The 24,704-nt window shown below is 64.1% G+C and carries 21 protein-coding genes; 9 read left to right on the forward strand and 12 right to left on the reverse strand.

Annotated features, from left to right (window positions below):
- Positions 1 to 7 precede the first annotated feature (7 nt).
- The 4 genes from OK352_RS15080 to zapE form a co-directional block, all read right to left on the reverse strand.
- Positions 8 to 1,066, reverse strand: coding sequence for an alanine racemase (locus OK352_RS15080; RefSeq protein WP_265142328.1), 1,059 nt, complete (start codon positions 1,064 to 1,066; stop codon positions 8 to 10).
- 183 nt (positions 1,067 to 1,249) lie between these two features.
- On the reverse strand, positions 1,250 to 1,546 hold the full coding sequence (locus OK352_RS15085) for a hypothetical protein (RefSeq protein WP_265142329.1): 297 nt from the start codon (positions 1,544 to 1,546) through the stop codon (positions 1,250 to 1,252).
- 59 nt (positions 1,547 to 1,605) lie between these two features.
- The gene (locus OK352_RS15090; protein ID WP_265142330.1) at positions 1,606 to 2,847 is read right to left on the reverse strand and encodes an ammonium transporter; all 1,242 of its coding nucleotides are present in this window, start codon (positions 2,845 to 2,847) and stop codon (positions 1,606 to 1,608) included.
- A 131-nt stretch (positions 2,848 to 2,978) separates the two neighbouring features.
- Positions 2,979 to 4,019: a cell division protein ZapE gene (gene zapE, locus OK352_RS15095; RefSeq protein WP_265142331.1), complete on the reverse strand. Its 1,041-nt coding sequence runs from the start codon at positions 4,017 to 4,019 to the stop codon at positions 2,979 to 2,981.
- Positions 4,020 to 4,181: 162 nt separating this feature from the next.
- Between zapE and OK352_RS15100 the strand changes: the two genes are divergently transcribed.
- Entirely contained in the window at positions 4,182 to 5,090 is a 909-nt protein-coding gene (locus tag OK352_RS15100; protein ID WP_265142332.1) for a sulfurtransferase, read from the forward strand.
- 15 nt (positions 5,091 to 5,105) lie between these two features.
- Complete coding sequence (locus tag OK352_RS15105) at positions 5,106 to 5,549, forward strand: SufE family protein (protein ID WP_265142333.1); 444 nt, start codon at positions 5,106 to 5,108, stop codon at positions 5,547 to 5,549.
- A 1-nt stretch (position 5,550) separates the two neighbouring features.
- On the opposite strand, the gene OK352_RS15110 is transcribed toward OK352_RS15105, so the two are convergent.
- Entirely contained in the window at positions 5,551 to 6,729 is a 1,179-nt protein-coding gene (locus OK352_RS15110) for an alpha/beta hydrolase family protein (RefSeq protein WP_265142334.1), read from the reverse strand.
- A gap of 25 nt (positions 6,730 to 6,754) precedes the next feature.
- Here OK352_RS15110 and OK352_RS15115 point away from each other — a divergent pair, with 25 nt between their 5' ends.
- The 4 genes from OK352_RS15115 to OK352_RS15130 all read left to right on the forward strand — a co-directional run bounded on the left by OK352_RS15115 (position 6,755) and on the right by OK352_RS15130 (position 11,953).
- A complete protein-coding gene (locus tag OK352_RS15115) occupies positions 6,755 to 7,351 on the forward strand; it encodes a DUF3000 domain-containing protein (protein ID WP_265142335.1) in 597 nt (198 codons plus the stop codon).
- Positions 7,344 to 8,543 carry an HRDC domain-containing protein gene (locus OK352_RS15120; RefSeq protein WP_265142336.1) on the forward strand — a complete coding sequence of 400 codons (1,200 nt, stop codon included), beginning with the start codon at positions 7,344 to 7,346 and terminating at the stop codon, positions 8,541 to 8,543. The genes OK352_RS15115 and OK352_RS15120 overlap by 8 nt, the downstream gene beginning before the upstream one ends.
- A 69-nt stretch (positions 8,544 to 8,612) precedes the next feature.
- Complete coding sequence (locus OK352_RS15125; protein ID WP_265142337.1) at positions 8,613 to 9,812, forward strand: thiolase family protein; 1,200 nt, start codon at positions 8,613 to 8,615, stop codon at positions 9,810 to 9,812.
- Positions 9,813 to 9,856: 44 nt separating this feature from the next.
- On the forward strand, positions 9,857 to 11,953 hold the full coding sequence (locus tag OK352_RS15130) for a 3-hydroxyacyl-CoA dehydrogenase NAD-binding domain-containing protein (RefSeq protein ID WP_265142541.1): 2,097 nt from the start codon (positions 9,857 to 9,859) through the stop codon (positions 11,951 to 11,953).
- Positions 11,954 to 12,008: 55 nt separating this feature from the next.
- Here the strand turns inward: OK352_RS15130 and dxs are convergent, their stop codons facing one another.
- From dxs to dut, 5 genes are all read right to left on the reverse strand, one after another.
- Positions 12,009 to 13,970: a 1-deoxy-D-xylulose-5-phosphate synthase gene (gene dxs / locus OK352_RS15135; protein ID WP_265142338.1), complete on the reverse strand. Its 1,962-nt coding sequence runs from the start codon at positions 13,968 to 13,970 to the stop codon at positions 12,009 to 12,011.
- A gap of 100 nt (positions 13,971 to 14,070) precedes the next feature.
- The gene (gene acnA / locus OK352_RS15140) at positions 14,071 to 16,884 is read right to left on the reverse strand and encodes an aconitate hydratase AcnA (RefSeq protein ID WP_265142339.1); all 2,814 of its coding nucleotides are present in this window, start codon (positions 16,882 to 16,884) and stop codon (positions 14,071 to 14,073) included.
- Positions 16,885 to 17,028: 144 nt separating this feature from the next.
- Entirely contained in the window at positions 17,029 to 17,769 is a 741-nt protein-coding gene (locus tag OK352_RS15145; protein ID WP_265142340.1) for a DUF3159 domain-containing protein, read from the reverse strand.
- Positions 17,770 to 18,471: a DUF3710 domain-containing protein gene (locus OK352_RS15150; protein ID WP_265142341.1), complete on the reverse strand. Its 702-nt coding sequence runs from the start codon at positions 18,469 to 18,471 to the stop codon at positions 17,770 to 17,772.
- A complete protein-coding gene (gene dut, locus OK352_RS15155) occupies positions 18,472 to 18,930 on the reverse strand; it encodes a dUTP diphosphatase (RefSeq protein WP_265142342.1) in 459 nt (152 codons plus the stop codon). It abuts the gene before it with no gap.
- A 39-nt stretch (positions 18,931 to 18,969) separates the two neighbouring features.
- Here dut and OK352_RS15160 point away from each other — a divergent pair, with 39 nt between their 5' ends.
- Complete coding sequence (locus OK352_RS15160; protein WP_265142343.1) at positions 18,970 to 19,434, forward strand: DUF3093 domain-containing protein; 465 nt, start codon at positions 18,970 to 18,972, stop codon at positions 19,432 to 19,434.
- Here the strand turns inward: OK352_RS15160 and OK352_RS15165 are convergent, their stop codons facing one another.
- Entirely contained in the window at positions 19,435 to 19,728 is a 294-nt protein-coding gene (locus tag OK352_RS15165) for a DUF4193 domain-containing protein (protein ID WP_265142344.1), read from the reverse strand.
- A 230-nt stretch (positions 19,729 to 19,958) separates the two neighbouring features.
- On the opposite strand from OK352_RS15165, the gene sepH reads away from it, so the two are divergent.
- Positions 19,959 to 21,029: a septation protein SepH gene (sepH, locus tag OK352_RS15170; protein WP_265142345.1), complete on the forward strand. Its 1,071-nt coding sequence runs from the start codon at positions 19,959 to 19,961 to the stop codon at positions 21,027 to 21,029.
- Positions 21,030 to 21,034: 5 nt separating this feature from the next.
- Here the strand turns inward: sepH and OK352_RS15175 are convergent, their stop codons facing one another.
- On the reverse strand, positions 21,035 to 22,165 hold the full coding sequence (locus OK352_RS15175) for an alkaline phosphatase family protein (protein WP_265142346.1): 1,131 nt from the start codon (positions 22,163 to 22,165) through the stop codon (positions 21,035 to 21,037).
- A 68-nt stretch (positions 22,166 to 22,233) separates the two neighbouring features.
- Here OK352_RS15175 and OK352_RS15180 point away from each other — a divergent pair, with 68 nt between their 5' ends.
- Positions 22,234 to 24,693 (forward strand): DNA gyrase/topoisomerase IV subunit A, encoded by a 2,460-nt coding sequence (locus OK352_RS15180; RefSeq protein WP_265142347.1) that lies wholly within the window; start codon positions 22,234 to 22,236, stop codon positions 24,691 to 24,693.
- The last annotated feature ends 11 nt before the right edge of the window (positions 24,694 to 24,704 follow it).

Genomic DNA, 24,704 nt, shown 5'->3' on the forward strand with positions numbered 1-24,704 from the left:
GTCCTCCTCAGGAGAGTCGTCCTCGCGCCGACACGGGCCACGATTCGATCGTGCGCTCGGGCGTGATGATCGTCAGCTCATCGAAGCTGTTCACCACGGGACACACGTGATTCGGCACCACCGGCACCACTGTTCCGATGGGAATCTGGGGTCCCTCCTCGGGAAGATCGAGATAGCCGTGATATTCATTCAGCTTTCCGAGCCGGTAATCGAGCCCGGCGATCTTGCCGAAGCCGCGCTCGGAATCGCCCTCACGCCCCAGTGCCTTCGTGCCGGCATCGAGAATCGCGCGGCCCGACTCCTGGGCACTGACCACGGTGGCCGCGACGAAGAGTGCGATCTGAGACTCATCGCATGCGCCCAGCGCGAGGTTGTCGCCGTCGTTGAACACGTACTCCCCCGGCCTCAGTTCCGTGATCACCGGCTCTGTCGAGAACTCCGCGGTCGGCGTCGAGCCTGCGCTCACCACCCGGGCGGTCAGCCCGGACGACGTGAAGCTCGACACCGCACGAGCGAGTGCGGCGCCTTGATCGCGGGCTGCCTGTTCGCGGGCCCCCTGCACGCCGCCGTGGCCGGGATAGGTATACACGCCCTCGACGCGAAAACCTTTCTCGCTCGCGTATCGCGCAAGGGGTCCAGCATCGCGCGGGTCGACGCCCGATCGGCGTGCGCCGCACTCGACCTCGACAATGAGCGAGACGTCACGAACGCGATCACCGAAAGCGGCCGCAAGCGCATCTGTGGCCTCGCGGCTCTCGACGCCGATACTGAGGGTCGTGTGGGTGGCGAGCGACCGCAGTCGCTCGGCTTTGGAACCGACAGCCCAGACCGGGTACGCAATGAAGATGTCGTCGAATCCGGCAGCGGCGAACACCTCGGCTTCACCAATCGTGCCGGCCGTGATTCCGATAGCCCCGCCTGCGAGCTGCATGCGCCCGATCTCAATGCACTTGTGCGTCTTGACGTGCGGACGCAACAACACCTCGTGTGCATCGGCGAATGCCTGCATGCGTGCGATATTCGTGCTCAGAACGTCGCTCAGCACAATTGCTGCGGGGCTTTCCACCACGTTAATGTGTGCCAGGATCTCAGCGAATCGATGCACGCCACATCACCCCATTCGGCCCCGCGCGAGCGACTCGATGCGCCCTATTCGCAGCATCAGTATCGCTACGGGCGATTCTCTCACGGCAGCCCCCGACTGTTAAGGGGTGGTGCGGGCGCTTCCCGGCCACACCGGAGTGCGCGACTATTCCTCGGCAATCAGGATGCCGGTGCCGACGCAGTCTTCGGGGATCTGCGCTTTGAGGGCCGCCTTGGCACTCTCGTAGTCGGTGCCGGTCGCTTCGACGGGTGTGATGGCCGTCGCGCGGATGATCCCGGTGACACGAGCGCCCTCCTCGGTCTTGCCGATATCGAGCTGGATGATCTCGTACCCCTCGGGAACGGCCTCCTCAATCAAGGAGCGGGCAGCTGTCACATCGGCAGCATCCTGAGTGATCTGGTCGGTCTTGGTGGTCCGGTAGCTGCTGACAAGACGGGTCATGGATTAAGCGTACCGAGGTGCCCGCTCCCTCGCGGGCGGGGACACCCCGGTACCTCTGATCACATCTGCTCAGGAACCGTCATGTCGTACGCTCGTTCCCCGTGCACTTCCCTGTCGACGCCGGCGACCTCGGCATCGGGGGCGAGACGGAATCCGATGGTCTTCTCGATGACGGTTCCGACGATCCACGCGACGGCGAAACTGTACGCCAGCACTGCTGCGGCAGCAATCACCTGCAGAACGAGCTGCTCGATCCCTCCACCGACGAACAGGCCCGTGCCTGTCGCAACAAAGCCGAGCGAGACTGTGCCGATGAGACCGCCGACGAGATGGATGCCCACGACATCCAGCGTGTCGTCGTACCCGAGCCGGAACTTCAGCTCTACCGCGAGAGCACACACGGCCCCGGTCAGGGCACCGAGCAGCAGCGACCAGCCAGGCGTGAGGTTGGCGCATGCCGGTGTGATCGCGACGAGCCCGGATACCGCTCCGGACGCGGCCCCGACGGCAGTGGGCTTTCCGCCCTTGACACGTTCGACGACGAGCCAGCCGATGATGGCTGCCGCTGTGGCTCCCAGCGTGTTCACGGCGATCAGACCGACGCCGGCCATTCCGTTCGCCCATTCCGCACCCGCGTTGAACCCGAACCAGCCGAACCAGAGCAGCGCCGCACCGAGCAGCACCAAGGGAACATTGTGTGGCTTGTCGGCCTCCTTGCCGAATGTCGTGCGCTTGCCGAGCACGAGGACGAGAGCGAGCGCAGCAGCTCCCGCATTGATGTGTACGGCGGTTCCGCCCGCGTAGTCGATGACTTCTGCACCGCTCTCGGTGCCGAAGAGTGTCTCGCCGAGATGCAGAATCCACCCGCCGCCCCAGACCCACGCCGCGACGGGAAAGTACACAATGCTTGCCCACACGCCGGCGAACAGCATCCAGGATCCGAACCGTGCGCGGTCCGCGATCGCTCCCGAGATCAGTGCGACTGTGATGATCGCGAACGTGGCGCTGAATGCTGATCCCAGAAGATCGGTGTTGGCCGTCTCACCAGTCGCGAGTGATGTCAGGCCAAGATCTGCGAGCGGGTTTCCCGAGAAGTCCCAGAGCCCGGTCACCGTGCTCATGCTCGCCCCGTAGAGCACCCACAGCACGCCGATCAACGCGAGAGCGCCGAAGCTCATCATCATCATGCTCACGACACTCTTCGCCTTGACGAGGCCGCCGTAGAAGAAGGCGACGCCCGGTGTCATCAGCAGTACGAGCGCCGTGGCGGTCAGGCCCCAGGCGATGCTTCCGGTATCCATGTTTTCTGCCTCTCAGTGGTGCTTTCCGACGAATCCGGTCGGTGAGCACAGCTTCGAGCAGGCATGTTTCGATCACTGCATGCTGGTGTTTCAGCGTCGTTACAGAACGTTCAGCGTATGAACAGCAGGTTTCAGAGCTCTGATGTCAGCGAGATCATGCGCGACATTGCTCGCAGGTACTTCTTTCGGAACCCACCCGTGAGCATCTCTTCCGTGAATACGGTGTCGAGTGGGATGCCACTCGCGATGATCGGGATCTGAGCGTCGTACACCCTGTCGATGAATGCAACGAGTCGCAGGGCCGCCGCTTGCGATTCGAGCGTCACCGTGTCGGTGATCGCAATCGCCTCGACGTCGTCGAGAAGCCGGATGAAGCGTGAGGGGTGCACGGCAGCAAGATGCTCGACGAGTTCCGTGAAGTCGTCGACGCTCATGCGGGTACCGGATGCTGCGGCGCTCTCCATCGCCCGAGTGATCTCGGTGTCGGATGCTGTCCGGCAGTGTCCCTCGATGGTGCGCCTGCGGTAATCGGTGCCGTCGATTCGGAGAGTTTCGAATGTGCTCGCGAGCGAGTGGATTTCGCGCAGGAAGTCCTGAGCGGCAAATCGTCCCTCGCCCAGCGCATTTGGGGGCGTGTTCGACGTCGCGGCAATCCGCGTGCCCTGCGCCGCGAGCTCCGTGAGTAGACGGGTCATCATCATGGTGTCGCCCGGGTCGTCAAGCTCAAACTCGTCGATGCAGATGAGCGTCGACCCGGTGAGGAGCTTCACCGTTCCGTTGAACCCCAGGGCACCCACGAGCGCCGTGTATTCGATGAACGTGCCGAAGTATTTCCGCGATCCGCCTTCGGCGTGCCATAAAGCGGCGAGCAGGTGCGTTTTGCCGACACCGAATCCGCCGTCGAGGTACACCCCGGGCTTCACAGCATCCGTCTTGGGCTTGCGGGCGAACCACTTCGTCTTGACCGGTGCGGGGCCGGCCGAGAACATCCGAAGGTAGTCGACTGCAGCGGTCTGCGACGGATACGCGTCATCCGGACGATACGAGTCGAAGCTCGCTGTGGCGAACTGCGGCGGCGGTGTGAGATTGGCCGCGAGGTCTTCCCCGGACATCTCCGGGCGCCGGTCAACAAGGTGCATGAGCGTCCCGGCCTGAGGCGGGGGAATATTCATCGAGTGCGGAGCCTTCATCTGAATGCGGACTGTCGGCTTATGTCAGACTCTTACGGCTGACGCGCGACAACTCTCAGCCCGCGAGCGTATCGTCGGGCATGACAGCATCCAGCCTAACGGCTGAGATCACGTGCCACGGCGCCACCACCAGAAGGAGGAACAATGACCGTTGAGGTCGATGCAGGAACCGAGAAGTTCACCGGATACGCGAATCCGAACCGACTCGTCAGCACAGACTGGCTTCAGGAACACCTCGACTCCCCCGGCCTGGTCATCGTCGAATCGGACGAGGACGTTCTGCTGTACGAGACAGGGCACATCCCCGGCGCCGTCAAAGTGGACTGGCACACCGAGCTGAACGATCCCGTGACCCGCGACTACGTGGACGGCGACGGTTTCGCCGCGCTGATGAGTCGCAAGGGCATCGCTCGCGACGACACCGTGGTGATCTACGGAGACAAGAGCAACTGGTGGGCCGCCTATGCGCTGTGGGTGTTCAGCCTCTTCGGGCACAAAGACGTCCGGCTGCTCGACGGCGGGCGCGACAAGTGGATCGCCGAAGACCGGGAGACCACGACGGAAGCACCAGGGCGCGCAGCCACCGACTACCCCGTCGTCACACGCGACGACGCGACACTCCGTGCATTCCGCGACGACGTGCTCGCACATTTCGGCAACCCGCTCATCGACGTGCGCTCCCCCGAGGAATACCGTGGTGATCGCACGACGGCACCCGCCTACCCCGAAGAGGGTGCGCTGCGAGCCGGGCACATCCCCAGTGCGGCCAGCGTCCCCTGGGGCCGAGCCGTCGCCGACGACGGTACGTTCCTCCCCGTCGCCGAGTTGGAAGGCGTCTACCGCTCCGATGCCGGCCTGCGTGACGGCGACGACGTCATCGCCTACTGCCGCATCGGCGAGCGGTCCAGTCACACCTGGTTCGTGCTCCACCATCTGCTGGGCCTGGAACACGTGCGCAACTACGATGGTTCCTGGACGGAGTGGGGCAGCTCGGTCGGCGTGCCCATTGTGGTCGGAGACGATCGAGGGGCCGCGCCCGAGCCGCGATCGTAGAGGAGGTCGAGCACCATGGGCGAGGCGAAACTGACCGAAGCGCTTGCCGAGATCCGAGACGAGTTTCTCGAGCTCGGCGAGCAGGATCGGCTGCTTCTGCTTCTCGATTTTGCCAACGAGCTTCCCGAGCTGCCGGAACGCTATGCCGATCATCCGGATCTTCTCGAGCGCGTGGTCGAGTGCCAGTCACCGGTGTTTCTGACGGTTGAGGTCGATGACGGGTCGGTGACCGTGATCGCCTCCGCCCCGCGCGAGGCCCCGACAACGCGCGGCTTTGCCAGCATCCTGGCTCAGGGGATCCACGGTCTGAGTCCGGCCGAAACACTCGAGATTCCGAACGACTTTCCCCAGATGTTGGGCCTCGGCCGCGCTGTCTCGCCCCTGCGGTTGAGCGGCATGAGCGGCATGCTGGCACGCATCAAGCGTCAGGTCCGAGAGAAATCGGATGCTGCGGCCTGAATCAGCGTCTCGGCAGGGTATCCAGCCAGTCGCGGATCGTGCGCGCCCATCGGTCGGCGTCGAGGTTCCACAGCTTCGTGTGACGAGCGGTGTCGAATGACGCGAGCGTGACGAGATCGGGTCGTGCCTCGGCCAGCCCATGCGAGGCATCTGACGGGACGAACCCGTCATCGTCGCTGTGCAGAATGAGAACCGGATGCCGCAGGTCGACCGCGTGCGCCACGCGATCAAGCCTGTCGAAGTCTATCGGCTCGCTCTGGCCCGTCACGAGCCGTCCGACGGAGTGCGAGAGCAGCCACAGGGCGGCGTCGCGAATGAGGGCGGGAATGCGCGAGGCACTCGCCTGATAGCGCAGAACCGTGCGCCAGTCGACGACGGGTGACTCCAGCACGAGTCCGTCAATCGCGTCGGCGTGACGTGAGCGGTCGGCGGCCTGCAGACACAGTGCGCCTCCCATTGACCAGCCCATGAGGACGAACCGCGAGTGACCGCGTCGTGCAGCCTCGTCGAGCGCCGCATCCACGTCCTTCCATTCGCTCTGCCCGAGTCCATAGCGGCGATCGTCGGATTCCGGCGCCTCGCCGTCGTTGCGATACGACACGGCGAGACAATCGAAGCCGGTGGCGCGAATCGCGGGAACGGCACGCAGAACCTCATGTCGCGTCACTCCCCGACCGTGCACGAGGACGGCGAGTCCCCGCGAACCTTCGTCGTCGGCAGGAAAGTACCACGCGGGCGCCGTGCCGTTCTCGGTGGGAATCGCCCAGTCCTCGACATCGATCCCCAGCTCTCGCGGATCGTGGTAGAACCATCCGCTGAACGAGGCACCACCGTGCTGAACATGATCGGGAAATGCGGAGAGCACACGGCGGGTAACCGTGTGCGGTGTCTGCTCAACGACGTCTCCGAGCTGCAGATGATCCTGAGAACGATTGACCCAGAGACCGTAGCGGCCAGGCAGCAGGGTGTCCGGCGTGCCCGTGAGCGTGATCGTGCCGGCAGCGACGTCCACGCGAACCACTCGCGTGTTGTGCGACCGCGACGTTGTCGGCATGAGAACCGTGCGTGCAACTTGAGCTGTGACTCCGGCGAATGCGCCGATTACCGTGACTCCGACCCCTGCAAGAGCTAGGGGGATCCACCGGCGCGGGCTCTGGTCGGCGTGGCACTGTCGTTTCATCGCCTCCTCACTCTAGTCTCTGGGTGTGGCTGAGCGTTCGGAAACCGAAGACGTGCCCCAGGAATTCACCGAGGCCGTCGCCGCTGTCCGCGCCGCCGTTTTGCGCGACGAACTCGTCGTCTCGGAGATTCCCGCGCCGGCACAGCTCGCGCCTCACGCTCTTGCGTTGTCTGCCGATGTGCGCCCCAGCGCCCACGGCACCGACTCCGAGCTGGGGACGGGACGCTTCATCATCCTGTACGACCCGAGCGAACCAGCATCCTGGCACGGACGTTTTCGCGTCGTCTGCTTCGCGCAGGCTCCGCTGGAGACCGAGATCGGCCTCGACCCGTTTCTGACGGACGTCGCCTGGTCCTGGCTCGTGGATGCTTTGGATGCCCGTGATGCCCAGTACACCGCGGCGTCAGGCACAGCGACTCGGATCCTCTCGACCGGTTTCGGCGAACTGGCAGATCAGGGTGACGGCGCTCAAATTGAACTGAGGGCATCGTGGACTCCTCTGGAGTCGAGTGTGTCCGCCCATGTGGAGGGGTGGGCCGAACTGCTCTGCATGCTCGCGGGTCTGCCTCCCACGACCGAAGGAGTGACATTGCTTTCCGCCCGCAGGACGGCTCGTGACTGACCGTCACGTTATCGACACACACACCGAATACGAGAGTTCTCTGCGCGCGATCGCTGCCGGCACCGGTCCGGTCGCCGTCGACACGGAACGGGCATCCGGATACCGGTATTCGCAGAAGGCCTACCTCATCCAGGTTTTCCGGCGCGGCGCCGGAGTCTTTCTCTACGACGCACCGGCGATCGGCCGGTTCGACGACCTCAATGCCGTCGTCGGCGACGATGAATGGGTGCTGCACGCAGCCAGCCAGGACCTGCCGTGCCTGCGCGAGGTCGGCATCGATCCGCAGACGCTGTTCGACACTGAACTCGCCGCTCGGCTCCTCGGCATGTCCAAGGTGGGGCTCGGCGCCGTCGTCGAAGACACGCTCGGCATTCATCTGGCCAAAGAGCACTCGGCTGCCGATTGGTCGACACGACCGCTCCCGCAGTCCTGGCTCGAGTACGCCGCCCTGGACGTCGAACTTCTCGTCGACGTGCGCGACGAACTCGAGGCTCTGCTCGTCGAGCAGCGCAAGACGCGCATCGCACGCGAAGAGTTCGAGGCCGAGCTGGGCGCCGAGCCCAAGCCACCGCGCCCCGATCCCTGGCGCAAACTCAGCGGCATCCACTCGGTGCGCGGCACCAGGCACCTCGCCGTCGCGCGAGAACTGTGGACGGCACGCGACGATCTCGCTCGCGAGACCGACACCGCTCCCGGGCGTCTTGTTCCAGACCGGGCGCTCGTTGCGGTTGTGAAGGCGATGCCCACGTCGAAGGACGCCCTCGCGGGGCTGCGCGAATTCACCGGGCGGGCCAGTCGCACCGAGCTCGACCGTTGGTGGGCGGCCGTCGAACACGGCTTGACGACGGACGACGTTCCCGAAGCCCGGCGCTCGAATGGTGATCACGTTCCACCACCGCGCGCCTGGGCAGACCGTGACCCTGAAGCGGACGCCCGCCTCAAGCGGGCAAAACCTGCGGTCGCGCAGATCGCCGAAGCCCTTGAGATGCCCGTCGAGAACCTCCTGAAGCCCGCGTATCTGCGTGAGATCTCATGGAATCCCCCGGAACCAGCAGATCGTGAGCACATCGCCGCTCGGCTAGCCGAGTTGGGCGCCCGTCCGTGGCAATGTGACGCAACGGCACAATCAATCGCGCAGGCGTTTGTGGATGCTGCCCAAAACGGCGCGCCCGAGCCGGAACCGGAATCGTAGGAACAAGCAAAGGATTCCCCTGCAGACCCGGCGCCTCGTAATCTCAAGGTGAACCCCTAAGGAGGCACAGTGACGAGCAACGCTGACGTCTATTTCATTGACGGCGTTCGAACCCCGTTCGGTCGAGCGGGCGAGAAAGGCATGTACTGGCAGACCCGGGCAGACGATCTCGCCGTCAAGGCCATGATCGGACTCCTGGAACGCAACCCCGATGTCCCGAAGGACCGCATCGACGAGGTAGCGGTCGCCGCGACGACCCAGCAGGGCGACCAGGGCCTGACTCTCGGGCGCACCACTGCTCTTCTCGCCGGGCTTCCGAAATCGGTGCCCGGCTTCGCCATCGACCGCATGTGTGCGGGCGCGATGACAGCGGTGACCGCTGTGGGCGGTGGAATCTCCTTCGGCGCCTACGACGTAGCCATTGCCGGCGGTGTCGAGCACATGGGGCGGCACCCTCTCGGGATCGGAGCAGACCCGAACCCTCGGTTCCTCTCGGAGAAGCTCGTCAGCGCCGATGCGCTGGACATGGGAAAGACCGCCGAGCGTATCCACGATCGCTTCCCGCATCTGACGAAGGAACGCGCCGATCGGTTTGGAATGCTCAGCCAGCACAAGGTGGCTGCCGCCTACGAGAACGGCAAGCTGCAGCCCGATCTGGTGCCTGTCGCGACGCGGAGCGACGCTGGCTGGGGCCTCGCCACGAAGGACGAGGGCATGCGCCCGGAGACCACCATGGAGGGCCTCGCGGGCCTGCGCACGCCGTTCCGGCCGCACGGGCGCGTCACAGCGGGCACGTCCTCTCCCCTGACAGACGGGGCGACCATCAGCATGATGGCCGGCGCGGACGCAGTGAAGGAGTTCGGACTGACCCCGAAGATGCGGATGGTGAGCTTCGGATTCGCCGGAGTGGATCCGGAGATCATGGGTCTTGGGCCCGTGCCCTCGACGGAGAAAGCTCTGCGCAAGGCAGGGCTCAGCATCGATGACATCGGTCTCTTCGAGCTGAATGAGGCGTTCGCCATTCAGGTGCTCTCGTTCCTCGACCACTTCGGCATCGCCGATGACGACCCGCGTGTGAACCCGTGGGGTGGTGCGATCGCGATTGGTCATCCTTTGGCAGCATCCGGGGTGCGCCTCATGATCCAGCTCGCTGCGCAGTTCGCCGAGCGTCCCGACGTCCGATATGGCGTTACTGCCATGTGCGTCGGGCTGGGACAAGGCGGAACGGTGATTTGGGAGAACCCCGCATGGAACGGACGACGGAAGTGACTGACACCACATACTCTTCAATCGATTTCGGCCCGCTTGTTGACATGTCTCACGACGAGGTCGTGACGCACAGCTATGTGCGTGACGTGACGCTGCCGTCTGGCTCGACACTGGCGCTCATCACCCTGGACAACGGCGCTGACCACACACGTCCGAACACGTTTGGTCCCGTGGGCCTTCTGGAGCTCGATGTGACCATCGAGGCGCAGCGCGATCGCGCGGCGGCGGGAGAGATCTCGGGCGTTGCGATCACGGGCAAACCGTTCATCCTCGCCGCCGGCGCGGACCTCTCAAAGGTGAACGACATTCCTTCGCGAGAGATCGCCGCGCTACTGCCGAAGCTCGGGCATCATGTGTTCGGCAAGCTCGAGGACCTCGGTGTGCCGACATTCGTCTTCATCAACGGGCTCGCACTCGGCGGCGGCCTCGAAATCGGCCTCAACGCGAACTATCGCACGATCGACTCGTCGGCCCAGGGCATCGCCCTTCCCGAAGTGTTCCTCGGGCTGATCCCCGGCTGGGGCGGCTCCTACCTGCTGCCCAACCTGATCGGCATCGAGAATGCTCTGACCGTCATGATCGAGAACCCGCTCAAGATGAATCGGATGCTGAAAGCTCCGCAGGCCTTCGAGATGGGCATCGCCGACGCCATGTTCCCGGCGTCGACGTTCCTCGAGGACTCCCTCGCCTGGGCCTCCGATGTCATTGCGGGCACCGTCACGCCCAAGCGACCGAACGCACCGGGGCGGATTGAGCGCACCGTCAAGTGGGATGCCGCGATCGGCATCGCCCGCAAGATGCTCGAGTCGAAGATCGGTACGGTGCCGCAGTCACCGTACAAGGCGCTCGAGCTGCTGAAGGCCGCGAAGTCGGGCACCAAGGCCGAGTGTTTCGCCCTCGAAGACGAGGCTTTGGCCGAGCTCATCGCTGGCGAGCAGTTCCGCGCTTCGGTGTACGCGTTCAACTTGGTGCAGAAGCGCGCGAAGCGCCCGGCCGGGGCTCCGGACAAGAAGCTCGCGCAGCGGGTCACGAAGGTCGGCGTCATCGGCGCGGGATTGATGGCCACGCAATTCGCCCTTCTGTTCGTCCGTCGGCTGCGTGTGCCCGTCGTGATCACTGACCTCGATCAGACGCGCGTCGATCAGGGTGTTGCGACGATCCGCGGCGAGATCGACAAGCTGGCGCAGAAGGGGCGGATCTCCGCCGACGAGCAGAACCGACTCACGGCGCTCGTCCACGGCACGACAGACAAGGCGGACTTCGCCGACTGCGATTGGGTCATTGAGGCGGTCTTCGAAGAGCTTGGTGTCAAGCAGGACGTGTTCGCCGATGTCGAGAAGCACATCTCCTCCGAGGCCGTGCTCGCCACAAACACGTCATCGCTGTCTGTCGAGAAGATCGGGGCCAAACTCGAGCATCCGGAGCGTCTCGTCGGGTTCCACTTCTTCAATCCCGTTGCTGTTATGCCGCTGATCGAGGTTGTGCGCACCCCGCAGACGAACGACGCAGTCCTCGCGACGGCGATGGCAACGGCGAAGAACCTGCGCAAGAACGCCGTCATCACCCGTGACACTCCCGGGTTCGTCGTCAATCGTGTTCTTGCGAAGCTTCTCGGCGAGGCGATGCATGCCGTTGACAGCGGAACGAGCTTCGCCGATGTCGATACGGCACTTGCGCCTCTCGGCTTGCCGATGGCACCCTCTGAGCTGCTCGACTTGGTGGGTCTGCGTGTGGGCGCCCACGTGCTCGACACACACCACTCGGCATTCCCCGACCGGTTCTACAACTCCGACAACCTGCACAAGCTCGCGGAGTACGGTGCGCTCTTCGAGAAGGACGGCAAGGGAAAGATCAAGGGCTTCGACAAGAAGGCGCTGAAGATCGTGTCCGGAGGCACATCGCCGCTGGGTGCCGACGAGATTCTGCGACGCGTGCAGGACGGCTTGGCGGACGAGATTCACCGGATGCTGGAGGACGACGTCGTGCATGCGGCCGAAGACATCGACCTCTGCCTCATCCTCGGAGCCGGCTACCCGTTCCAGATGGGCGGCGTGACGCCCTATCTCGACCGCGTCGGCGCAAGCGAACGTGTCTTCGGCGACACATTCCATCATCCACCGATGACGGCGCTCGACGCGTAAGCCATCAGAGCTCTGACCGCGGGCCGCCCCTTCGCCGGGGCGGCCCGCGGTCGCGTTAACCGTGTTTCTCGGCCTCGGCTCCAGTCTCGCGGTGCGCCGCGGACGCCCGCTGGTCCGCCCGTGGGCGGGCGACGGGAATTCTGCTGCCAAGCACCTGGGCCACGACGTCGCGCGCGATCTGCCGCCCGGTGAGGCCTGCCTCCTCGAGAATCTCGGCGCGTGAGGCATGGGCGATGAACTCATCGGGCACGCCGAGTTCGTCGACGGCTGTGTCGACGCCTGCTCCGCGCAGAACCTGACGGATCCTGGTCCCGATCCCCCCGACGCGCACCCCGTCTTCGATTGAGATCACAAGACGATGCTCGCGCGCGAGGTCAATAATGCTGTCGGCAACGGGAACGACCCAGCGCGGATCAACGACCGTGGCCCCGATCCCCTGTGCTTCAAGTCGTTCCGCGACATCAAGAGCCGTCGTCGCCATCGCGCCGACGGCGACAATGAGCACGTCCCTGTCCGGACTTTCACGCAGGACGTCGACGCCGTCGGCGAGCCGCCGAATGGCGGGCAGCGTCTGTGATGTAGCGCCCTTGGGAAAGCGGATGACGGTCGGGGCATCGTCGATCTGCACAGCCTCGGCGAGTTCCTCGCGCAGACGCTCGGCATCGCGCGGGGCGGCGATGCGGATGTGCGGTACGGCTTGGAGTATCGACAGATCCCAGATGCCGTGGTGGGACGGGCCATCCGGGCCTGTTATGCCTGAACGGTCGAGGACGAACGTGACTCCCGCTTGATGCAGCGCGACGTCCATAAGCACTTGGTCGAAGGCGCGATTGACGAACGTGGCGTACAGCGCGACAACAGGATGCAGCCCTCCGAACGCGAGGCCGGCGGCACTCGCGACGGCGTGCTGCTCGGCAATCCCCACGTCGTGCACGCGGTCGGGAAAGCGCTCAGCGAAGCGGTGCAGACCCGTAGGCCGCAGCATGGCCGCGGTGATGGCGACGATCTTCTCGTTCTGTGTCCCCAGATCGACGAGGCTCTCGGCGAACACGCTCGTCCATGTCGCACCCGCATCCGCCGTTGTCGGCCGACCCGTCTCTGGATCGATCTTTCCGACGGCGTGGAATTGATCGGCCTCGTCGTGCCTGGCCGGGGCGTATCCGCGGCCCTTCTCTGTGATCGCGTGCACGATGACCGGTGCTGCAAAGTCTCTCGCCTGTTCGAGGGCTTCCCTCATGGCACTGATGTCGTGACCGTCGATGGGCCCGACGTATTTGATATCCAGGTTCGAATACAGAGCTGCGTTGTTCGTGAACCTGCTGAGAAAGCCGTGGATTCCGCCACGTACGCCGCGATAAACGGCGCGACCCGGCTTGCCGAGACGCGCGAAGGCGGCCTCGCTCGAACGGTACAGCGACCGATAGGTCGGGGCGGTCCGGATGCTGTTGAGATACCGCGCCATGCCGCCGATCGTGGGCGCGTACGAGCGTCCGTTGTCGTTGACGATGATGATCAAACGGCGTGTGTTGTCGTCTGAGATGTTGTTGAGGGCTTCCCACGTCATGCCGCCCGTGAGCGCACCGTCGCCGACGACGGCGACGACGCACCGGTCGTCTTGCCCTGTCAGTGCGAACGCGCGCGAAATCCCGTCCGCCCAACTCAGCGAGCTGGATGCGTGGGAACTCTCAACGATGTCGTGTGCGGACTCTGAGCGCTGCGGATACCCCGCGAGCCCTCCTCGCTGGCGCAACCGCGTGAAGTCCTGCCGCCCAGTCAGAAGCTTGTGAACGTACGACTGGTGTCCGGTGTCGAAGACGAGGGCATCGCGCGGCGAATCGAATGTGCGGTGCAGCGCAAGCGTGAGCTCGACGACGCCCAGATTCGGGCCGAGATGGCCACCCGTCTGCGAGACCTCGCGGATGAGGAACTGCCGGATCTCCTCGGCCAATTGCTCGAGCTGGTCACTTGAGAGTGCGTCGAGGTCTCGGGGACCTGAAATCGACTCAAGCAGGGACATGCAGCGGCTCCTCGCGGGAACGTAGTTTCAGTAGCGCCAACTCTACGCCGCCGCCCCTGGAACGCTCACACAGAGCATCCAGGAGCGGCGGCGTGTCGAGTTACGCGGCGAGGCTGCGAAGCACGTACTGCAGGATTCCGCCGTTGCGGTAGTAGTCAGCTTCACCCGGTGTGTCGATCCGCACGTCAGCGTCGAACTCAACGGGTGTGCGACCGGACGCGGAGTGCTCGGTCGGTGTCGCTGTCACGTGCACGGTGGCCGGTGTCGTCCCGTTGTTCAGCTCTTCGATCCCGGAGATGGCGAATTCTTCGGTGCCGTCGAGCCCCAGGCTCTCGGCGGATTCTCCCGCGGGGAACTGCAGAGGGATGACTCCCATGCCGATGAGGTTCGACCGGTGGATTCGCTCGAAGCTCTCGGCAATGACAGCATCCACGCCGAGTAGGCGCGTGCCTTTGGCCGCCCAGTCACGGCTTGAGCCGGAGCCGTACTCCTTGCCCGCGAGGATCACGAGTGGTGTGCCGGCCGTCTGGTAGTTCTGCGAGGCATCGTAGATCGACTCCTGCGCGCCATTAGCCGTCGTGAAATCGCGCGTGAAGCCACCCTCGACGTCGTCGAGGAGCTGGTTGCGCAGACGGATGTTGGCGAAGGTTCCCCGGATCATCACCTCGTGGTTGCCGCGACGCGATCCGTAGGAGTTGAAGTCGCGCCGTGCGATGCCGTGCTCGGACAGGTAGCGACCGGCCGGGCTGTCTGCCTTGATGGAGCCAGCGGGGCTGATGTGGTCCGTGGTCACCGAGTCGCCGAGCTTTGCGAGCACGCGGGCTCCCGCAATGTCCGAGACAGGCGTGGTCTCGAGCGTCATGCCGTCGAAGTACGGGGGCTTGCGCACATACGTCGACTCGTCGTTCCACTCGAAGGTGGAGCCGGTCGGCGTCGGAAGCGCGCGCCACCGGTCGTCGCCGTCGAACACGGCACTGTACTCGTGCGAGAACATGTCGCTCGAGATCGAACTGTCGATGGTCTTCTGCACTTCCTCAGCCTCGGGCCAGATGTCCTTCAGGAAAACATCGTTGCCGTCAGCATCAGTGCCCAGCGGGTCCACGTCGAAATCGAAATTCATCGAGCCGGCAAGAGCATACGCGATCACGAGCGGCGGGCTCGCGAGGTAGTTCATCTTCACATCGGGGTTGATGCGGCCCTCAAAGTTGCGGTTCCCCGACAGCACGGCAGTCACGGCCAGATCACTGTCGTTGACCGCCGTCGAGATGTCGTCATCGAGAGGTCCCGAGTTGCCGATGCACGTGGTGCAGCCGTAGCCGACGGTGTAGAAGCCGAGTGCCTCGAGGTCCGAGGTCAGGCCCGCCTTCTCGTAGTAGTCGGTGACGACCTTCGAGCCCGGTGCCAGTGTCGTCTTGACCCAGGGCTTCGCGGTGAGTCCCTTTGCTGCTGCGTTACGTGCGAGCAGCCCCGCGGCGAGCATCACCGACGGGTTCGACGTGTTTGTGCACGATGTGATGGCGGCGATTGCGACGGCTCCGTGGTCGATCGTGAAGGCGTCGCCGCCCTCGCGCTCGACCATCGTCGGTGTGGAGGCCGTGCGCGGGGCATGGCTTCGATGCGTGTGGCTGTGGACGACGTGCTCATCTTCCGGAGTATTGCCGGGAGGATCTGAGGCCGGGAACGACTCAGATGTCTCGAGATCGACCAGGTCGTGCTCAACTGTCGCGTAGTTGTGGAGGTCCTCTTCAAATTGGGTCTTCGCCTCCGTCAGACGGATGCGGTCCTGCGGGCGCTTGGGCCCGGCAATTGACGGCACAACCGTTGACAGATCGAGTTCGAGGTACTCGCTATACTGCGGCTCGACCTCGGGGTCGTGCCACAGGCCTTGCGCCTGGGAGTATGCCTTGACCAGCGCGATCTGCTCCTCCTCACGGCCCGTGAGGCGCATGTAGTCGAGCGTGACGTCGTCGATCGGGAAGATCGCCGCGGTGGAGCCGAACTCCGGGCTCATATTGCCGATCGTCGCGCGGTTCGCCAGTGGGACAGCACTGACGCCGGAGCCGTAGAACTCAACGAACTTGCCGACGACACCGTGCTCGCGAAGCTTCTCGGTGATGGTGAGGACGACATCTGTCGCGGTGACGCCCGAGGGGATGTCGCCTGAGAGCTTGAACCCGACGACCTTCGGAATGAGCATCGAGACGGGCTGGCCAAGCATGGCGGCCTCTGCTTCGATGCCACCCACGCCCCAGCCGAGCACGCCGAGGCCGTTAACCATCGTCGTGTGCGAGTCGGTCCCGACGAGCGTGTCGGGGTAGGCCTGGACGACGCCGTTCACCTCGCGCGTGTAGGTGACGCGAGCCAGGTACTCGATGTTCACCTGGTGCACGATTCCGGTACCGGGCGGGACGACCTTGAAGTCTTCGAAGGCGGTCTGGCCCCAGCGGAGGAACTGGTAACGCTCACCGTTGCGCTGGTACTCGATCTCGACGTTGCGTTCGACAGCATCCGCCGATCCGAAGACATCGGCAATCACCGAGTGGTCGATGACGAGTTCTGCGGGCGACAGCGGGTTGATCTTGTTGGGGTCGCCTCCGAGTTCCACGAAGGCCTCGCGCATCGTGGCGAGGTCGACGATGCAGGGAACTCCGGTGAAGTCCTGCATGACGACGCGCGCGGGCGTGAACTGGATCTCAGTGCTGGGTTCCGCCTCGGGGTCCCACGAACCCAGCGCCTTAATGTGCTCGGATGTGATGTTCGCGCCGTCCTCGGTGCGAAGCAGGTTCTCGAGGAGGATCTTCAGGCTGAAAGGCAGCTTCTCGTAGCCGTCGACGGCATCGAGGCGAAAGATCTCGTAATCGGAGTCACCGACTGTCAGTGTGCTCTTAGCTCCAAAGCTATTTACCGTGGACACGTTGCCTCTCCTTCATTGGCGTTTGCTGTCACGCACGCTCAGAGTCAATTCTGGCTTCCCGACACTCCCACAGCTAGCAAGGTGCACCTAACAGAGTGCGATTGAGTGCCGATCGGAATTTATCTTGATATCAAGATAACTCTATCAGTTCTCCGTCTTGGGCTCATCAGCGGCACGCTTCTTTCGCACAGATGTCACGCTGAGCCACGTCACAACGAGAAGCGGGGCGTACAGCGGGACCCCGAGTACAAGCTTGACGGTGCCGAGCGCCACGAGACTGTCGGAAAAATAGAGGGGCAGTTCAACGGCGAGCCTCAGGGCGAACATGGCCGCCCAGACCCAGGTGAGGCCCGCGTAAAAGCGCCGGAGACCGTTGTCGTGCCGCCACCCGTGGCCATCTCCGGTGAGCGTGCCCACAAGGACGCCGATGAGGGGCCAGCGTGCGAAGACGGAACTGGCCAGCGCGACCAGATAGATGCCGTTCGTCCAAAAACCGGGAACATAGAAATCCTCGGCTTTCCCCGTGATCGCGGCGAGGGCGGCGGAAATGGCGATGGCAACGAGTCCCGTGATCGCCTGGAGAAGCGTCTGCCGCTGAAGCAGCCTGACAATCGTGAAGATGATGCCGATCGCCCCGGCAGCGACGATCGCGGGAATCAGCTCACGCGAAACAGTGTACGCAACAAGGAACACGAGTCCCGGCAGGATGGCCTCGAGGATGCCTCGAACGCCGCCCATTGCCGCGACCAAGGTTTTTGCATCAAGCGATTCGGCAGAGCCGAGCGCAGACAGCGACGATCTGCCCGCCGCCCTGTCGATCTCGGAAGATAATGCGTCGCGCGTCGACGAGGTGTCGTCTGGCGACTCGGAGCTGCCGCTGTTCATCTAGCTCGTTTGCCCCGGCTGCTCGGGCATCTTGAGCGGGATCAGATCGCGCGGAGGCATCGCCTGGCCGCCGCGGACGACAACAATGCTGCGAAACAGGTCGTTGATCTTGTCGGCGGCGTCGCCGTCGCGGGCCCCGGCTCCAGCCACGACGCCGCGGAGGAACCACCGCGGGCCGTCCACGCCAATAAACCGGGCATCGCGCGACTTCGCACCCTCGCTCTGCCCGGCGACAGGCACACGGGCGATGAGCTCGCGCCCAAACGGCCCGTCGATCTCCTCCGTCGTGCCCCCCTGCTTGTCGATCTGCTCGCGGATCTGATCGCGTGTCTCGTGCCAGAGACCGCGACTGCGCGGAGCGGCGAACGGCTGCACCTGCAATGTCGAGTCAGCGTAGTCGAGGCCGACTGCGACAATTCTCTTGGAGGATTCCTCCACCTCGAGGCGGAGGTTGAGCCCCTCGCGCGGCAGAATCTTCACGCCACCGAGGTCGATGTACGGGCGAACCGGGTTGGCCTCCGCCTCGTCGAACGGGCCGCTTTCGTCCCGGTCTGTCGGCGCTGACTTCTCGGTCGGGTCGATGGCGTTTTCGTCAGCATCCTCGTCTGCCGATACTGTCTCGCTCGCGCTGTCGAGAGTCGTGTCGTCATCGAGCACATCTTCGGGATCGTTCTTGCTCTTCTTGTTCTTCTTACGCACCATTTATGAATCTGCTCCTGTCTGGCGTGACTGATACCCGGTGGAACCGAAACCCGAAGCTCCACGTGTACTGTCGGGGAGTTCGTCCACGGGAACGAACCGCGCCTGCGTAATCGGCATGACGATCATCTGCGCAATACGGTCGCCGCGCTCAACCCGGTATTCCTCGGTCGCATCCGTGTTCAGGAGAATCACCTTGATCTCCCCTCGGTAGCCGGCGTCGATCGTACCCGGACTGTTGACGATCGTGATGCCATGCTTGGCGGCGAGACCGCTGCGGGGCACGACGAACGCGGCAAATCCCTCGGGCAGGGCGATCGACACGCCCGTGCCGACGAGGGCCCGCTGGCCCGGCTGAAGCGTCACCGATTCGTCGGCGACCAGATCGGCACCGGCGTCGAACGGGTGGGCGTAGCTCGGAGGCTGGGGCGCGATAATGGGTACGTCTGCGCTATCAGTCACAGATCGAGAGTAGTGCAGAAACCTGATCGAAGAGGAACTTTGACTATCTACAACGAACGCCTGTGGCCCGCCAAATGGATTCCGTGGGCGCTTCTTCTCGTCATCCCCGCTACTTTGCTCGTGCTGCAGCCCGTGTCTTGGCTGGTCGGAGCAATAACCGGGCCGATCCTCTACCTCGCGTGCCTCGCATTGTGGATTCTGTCGGCAAGCACTTTGGCAGTGGAAGACGGAACCCTGAGGGCGGGACGCGCGACGATTGACACGCAATTCCTCGGTGAAGCCGAGGCGATCTACGCAGACGACGCGTTCGCCGCCCGTGGACGGGACCTGGATCCGCGAGCCTGGCTGGTCATCCGCGGCGGGGTGAAAGACGTTGTCCGTGTCCCCGTGACGGATCAGGATGACCCGACGCCGTACTGGCTGCTGTCGACGAGGTCCGCAGACGCGTTGGCCGCCGCGATCAATGATGCACGGCGGCCAACGGCTCGGATTGAGGGCGAATAGTCAGGAAGCACACTCGATGCACACAGGACCGAGCTTCTCCTGGTGGTCGAGCTGCGAACGGTGCTTCACGATGAAGCAGTTCACACACGTGAACTCGTCTGCCTGGGGAGGCAGCACAACGACGTCCAGGTCGACGTCGGAGAGATCGGCGCCCGGCAGGTCGTAACCCGCGGGGTTGTCGGCGTCCTCGACGTCAACGGTGCCCGACATCTTGTCAGGAACACGCTCCTTGAGTGCCTCAATGGAGTCGGAGTCTTCCTCCGACTTACGGGGAGCGTCGTAATCCGTTGCCATTCTTTTCCACTTCTCGCTTTCAGGGGGCCAAACAAAATCGGCGGCCACAGTTTGCACCATCGGATCGCAAAGAGCAAACCGCTTTCCGCGGTCCGCGACGGCAGATATCGGGTGGTCGGGACTGCGTGTCAGATCCAACTCACGGCACGCCCGCGTTATTCCCGCGATTTCCGGGTAATCCGTGTGACGATGGCGGTCAAGAAGTTGCCAGCCGGAAAGGCGTTTCGCTCATGCAAGATCTGAAGGTAATCGGGGTCGAGGACGGAGCCCTCGTCGCTGCCACGGAGCAGGGGCAACGTTTCCGCATCGTCATCAACGAAGTCCTGCTCTCGCATCTGAGGCCGCCGAAGGAAGCCCACGCCGAGGAGCGTCGGCTCAGTCCGCGCGAAGTCCAAGCACACATCCGCTCAGGACTCTCGGCCGAGGAAGTCGCCGACCTCACCGGCGCAAGCCCGGAATATGTCCAACGCTTCGAAGGGCCAGTTCTCGCGGAGCGCGAGCACATCGTCGGGTCGGCATTGAGTGTTCCTGTGTTGTCTGCGATGGAGATCGCCGGAGACGACGAACCGACTTTCGGTGCAGCGATCGCCGCTCGGCTTGAAGGGCTCGAGGCGTCAGGAGAACGGTGGACGAGCTGGAAGGACCCGGCCGACGGTTGGGTCGTGAAGCTGTCGTTCACAGCAGCGACAATCGATCACGACGCCCGCTGGAGCTACGAGCCGAAGAAGCACACGCTGGCACCACTCAACCAGGAGGCAATCACCCTGTCACAGCAGGGCGAGCTTCCTCACGGCATGATCCCGCGGCTCCGTGCCGTCGAAAGCGACGCGCCGCCAACGCGTGAGGCTCCGGAGACGGACGATTCGCGCTTCGACAGCGGTGCATTCCGCTTCACGCAGAACGACGGGGAAGATTCTCGAACGATCGCTGTGCTCGAACCGGCGGCGCTCTCGCCGCGGCATCCATCCGCGGCGTCCCACGCCGCGATCAACCGGGGCTCCGCGTCTGCAGAGTCTGGAACGTCGAATCAGACCGCCGATCTTCTCGAAGCTTTGCGCAAACGTCGCGGGCAGCGGGAGTCAGCACCGGCTAGTGACGGCATCGAGGCTGAGACGACCCGCGACGACGAGGTGAACACACCCCTCGACTTTGGCGCGCTTGCGTCGCACGAAACATCGGATGCTGCGCCAGAAGACTCAGCCGAGGAGAAGCGCTCATCCGCGAAGGCCAAGCGCGGTCGTGCTGCGATGCCCTCGTGGGACGAGATCGTCTTCGGGGCACGCTCCGACTCTGACGAATAGCGAGCCTACGACCACGCTCCGAGACGAATGAAGGGGACGCTGCGTTCGTCGTCGGAGAGCGACCCGTGTTGCCCGATCATTCTCCGTGACGATGCTGAGGCCGGTGTGCCGTCATAGAATGCTACGCGCGTGCGTGCCGTAACGAGCACATCCCCGATGCGGGCGTGCACGGCGGGATCTACGGAACCGTACCAGCCGGCATTCACAGCCTCATCCCGCGTCGCAACGACGGCAGCGTCACCGAGGCTGTGCCGCCAGCGCTCCGCGATCTCGCTCGCGCGAGCAGCGTCATCGATGTACAGCTGCAGAAACCGTGGCTCTCCCCCAACCGCCTCCACGCCCTCGAGAAGTCTGGGATCGGAGTCGTACAGAATCTGGTTCTGGTGAGGCACATCGACGATCCCGTGGTCTGCGGTGACGAGAATCCCCGTGCGTGCGGAGTCCACGATGCCGTGAAGCCGTGTGATCTCAGAGTCAATAGTCTCGAGGGAGGCCACCCAGCGATCGCTGCGCCACCCGTGCTTGTGCGCGATCTTATCCAACTCCGGCAGGTACAGGTAGATGAAGCGAGGATGCTTGTCGCGAACGATCGCGGCCGCAGCATCCACACGATCGGCGATGGTGGCTGCGGACACATACCGTGACCCGCGCAGCACGGCGCGTGTGAATCCCGAGCCATCGAATGCCCGCGGACCGACCGCAACGGCTCCCGCACCGGCGTCAGTCATCGTCTCGAAGAGGGTCCTGGAGCGCTGCCAGGTATCGGGAGATGAAAGCTCGTCCCAGCCCTTGAGCTGGTTGACAAGGCGATGATTCTCAGGGTCACGGATGCGATACCCGAGCATCCCGTGTTCGCCGGGCAGCTTCCCCGTGAGGATTGTCGGAAGCGATGCCGCGGTCGTCGACGGAACGGGCGCCCGTAAGGAGCGCCCGCGGTGGGAGGCGAGGAACCGTGCATGCCCGGCACGTTCCGCGAGGTTGGCACTGCCCAGGCCATCGACAACGACGACGATCGTGCTCGTCACCGGGGTCAGCCCCAGGGCCCCGTGCTGGCCGCGCATCGTCGTGAGAAATTCCCCGGCGAGTACGGCAAGGCTCCGGGATTGCGAGCCTTCTATCGGTAGCATTGTCGTCATCGTGGCCAGTCTTCCACACCCGTGTGAGACAGGGCCGTCAGCACACCAGAGAGATCCCACATACCCGAATGGCCCGCTCGAAAGAACCTACTCCCCCTGAACAGATCGCCGAACGTGTCGAAGACATCGACGTCGCATCCGAGATGCAGGGGTCATTTCTCGAATACGCCTACTCGGTCATCTATTCCCGCGCCCTACCCGATGCACGCGATGGGCTGAAGCCCGTTCAGCGGCGCATCATCTATCAGATGGCGCAGATGGGGCTCCGCCCCGACCGTGGTCATGTGAAGTCGGCGCGTGTCGTTGGCGAGGTGATGGGAAAGCTCCACCCCCACGGCGACTCGGCGATCTACGATGCCCTCGTCCGCCTTGCACAGCCGTGGACGATGCGTCTGCCGCTCATCGATGGCCACGGGAACTTCGGCTCCCTCGACGATGGCCCCGCAGCACAGCGGTACACCGAGGCGCGACTCGATGCCGCGGCTCTCGCCCTTGCCGAGAACCTCGACGAAGACGTCGTCGATTTCGTGCCCAACTATGACAACCAGTTCCAGCAGCCAGCAGTTCTTCCTGCAGCGTTCCCGAATCTGCTCGTCAATGGCACCACGGGAATCGCCGTCGGCATGGCGACAAACATGTCTCCCCACAACCTCATCGAGGTAGTGGGCGCCGCGCGACACCTCATCGACAACCCCGATGCCACGCTCGAGGACCTGATGGAGTTTGTGCCCGGGCCCGATCTGCCCTCGGGCGGAACAATTGTCGGTCTTGACGGCATCAAAGACGCCTATGCAACGGGCCGCGGCGCGTTCAAAACCCGAGCTCGTGTCTCGATCGAACCCATCACGGCACGCAAAACAGGTCTCGTCGTCACAGAGCTGCCTTACCTGGTCGGCCCGGAAAAAGTGATCGAGAAGATCAAATCCGGCGTGCAATCGAAGAAGCTCAGTGGCATCTCAGACGTCACCGACCTCACCGATCGTGCCCACGGACTCCGCCTCGTCATCGGGCTCAAGACCGGCTTCAGCCCGGAAGCCGTCCTCGAGCAGCTCTATCGCCACACACCCCTGGAAAACTCCTTCAGCATCAACAGCGTCGCTCTCGTCAATGGCGGGCCGCAGACGCTGGGTTTGAAAGAGCTGCTTTCGGTGTACATCGATCACCGGCTGGAGGTCGTGACCCGACGCTCACGGTATCGCCTCGCCCGCCGCCAGGAACGACTGCACCTCGTCGAGGGGCTGCTCATCGCCATTCTGGACATCGACGAGGTCATCCAGGTGATCCGCACGAGCGACGACAGCGAGCAGGCCCGGACGCGACTGATGGACGTCTTCGATCTCAGCCAGGTGCAATCGGAGTACATACTCGAGCTGCGGCTCCGTCGCCTCACGAAGTTCTCGCGCATCGAGCTGGAGGCCGAACTCGATGAGCTGAAGAAGGAGATTGCCTCTCTCGAGGAGCTGCTGGGCTCTGACACGCTCCTGAAGGCTCTTGTCTCGTCCGAGCTGGATGAGGCGGCAGAGAAATTCGGCACTCCGCGCCGCACGCTTCTGACTGAGGCGAAGCCCAGCATCGCCACCGCGGGTCGAGGCAAGAAATCAGCCCCGGTCCTCGAGATTCAGGACTCCCCCTGCCGCGTGTATCTCGGTGCAACGGGCCGCGCAGTTCGCGTGGATCTGGGAGACGGCGCCGAAATCGCGCATCCGACCCGACGCAGCAAACACGATGCGATCCTGACGTTCATCGACACGACGACGCGCAGCGAACTCGGTGCTGTGACGAGCACAGGACGCCTCGTCCGCTTCACACCTGTCGATCTTCCGTCCGTTCCCGCATCCAGCATCCAGCTGCGCGCGGGTGTGCGTATCGGCGACTACCTCGCACTCGGCAATCGCACAGAACGGGTCCTTGCCATTATCTCTCTCGATGAGACCCGCACCCTCGCGCTTGGAACAGCACAGGGCACGGTGAAGCGATTGCAGATGGGATCGTGGCCGAACAAGCCAGACTTCGACGTGATCACCCTGAAAGATCACGACACGCTGGTGGGCGCCGCACTCGCAGATGACGACGATCAGCTCGTCTTCGTGTCGAGTGACACTCAGCTGTTGACCTATGCGGCATCCGCCGTGAGGCCACAGGGCCGCACAGCATCCGGAATGGCGGGCATCAAACTGACGACCGGCGCCGACGCGGTATTCTTCGGGGTCGCCGGCGCGACGGCCGGACGTCATGTGGTCGCTACGGTCGCCGTCAACACACAGATGCTCGACGGCACCGACCCAGGGTCGGCGAAAGTGTCGTATCTCAGTGACTTCCCCGTCAAGGGGCGTGCAACGGGCGGAGTGCGGGCTCAGCGCCTGTTGAAGGGCGAGGACAGACTGTCGGTGGCCTGGGTGGGCCCCGCTCCCGTCTTCGCCGTCGCCTCGGACGGCACGCCTCGGGTGCTCCCTGCGGCGGGCGCGAAGCGGGACGGCTCGGGAGAACCGCTCGAAGGGGCCGTTGCCGCGCTGGGCCACCACATCTGAGGACGGGCGAC

Source organism: Microbacterium sp. MPKO10 (assembly GCF_026107415.2).
GTDB lineage: Bacteria > Actinomycetota > Actinomycetes > Actinomycetales > Microbacteriaceae > Paramicrobacterium.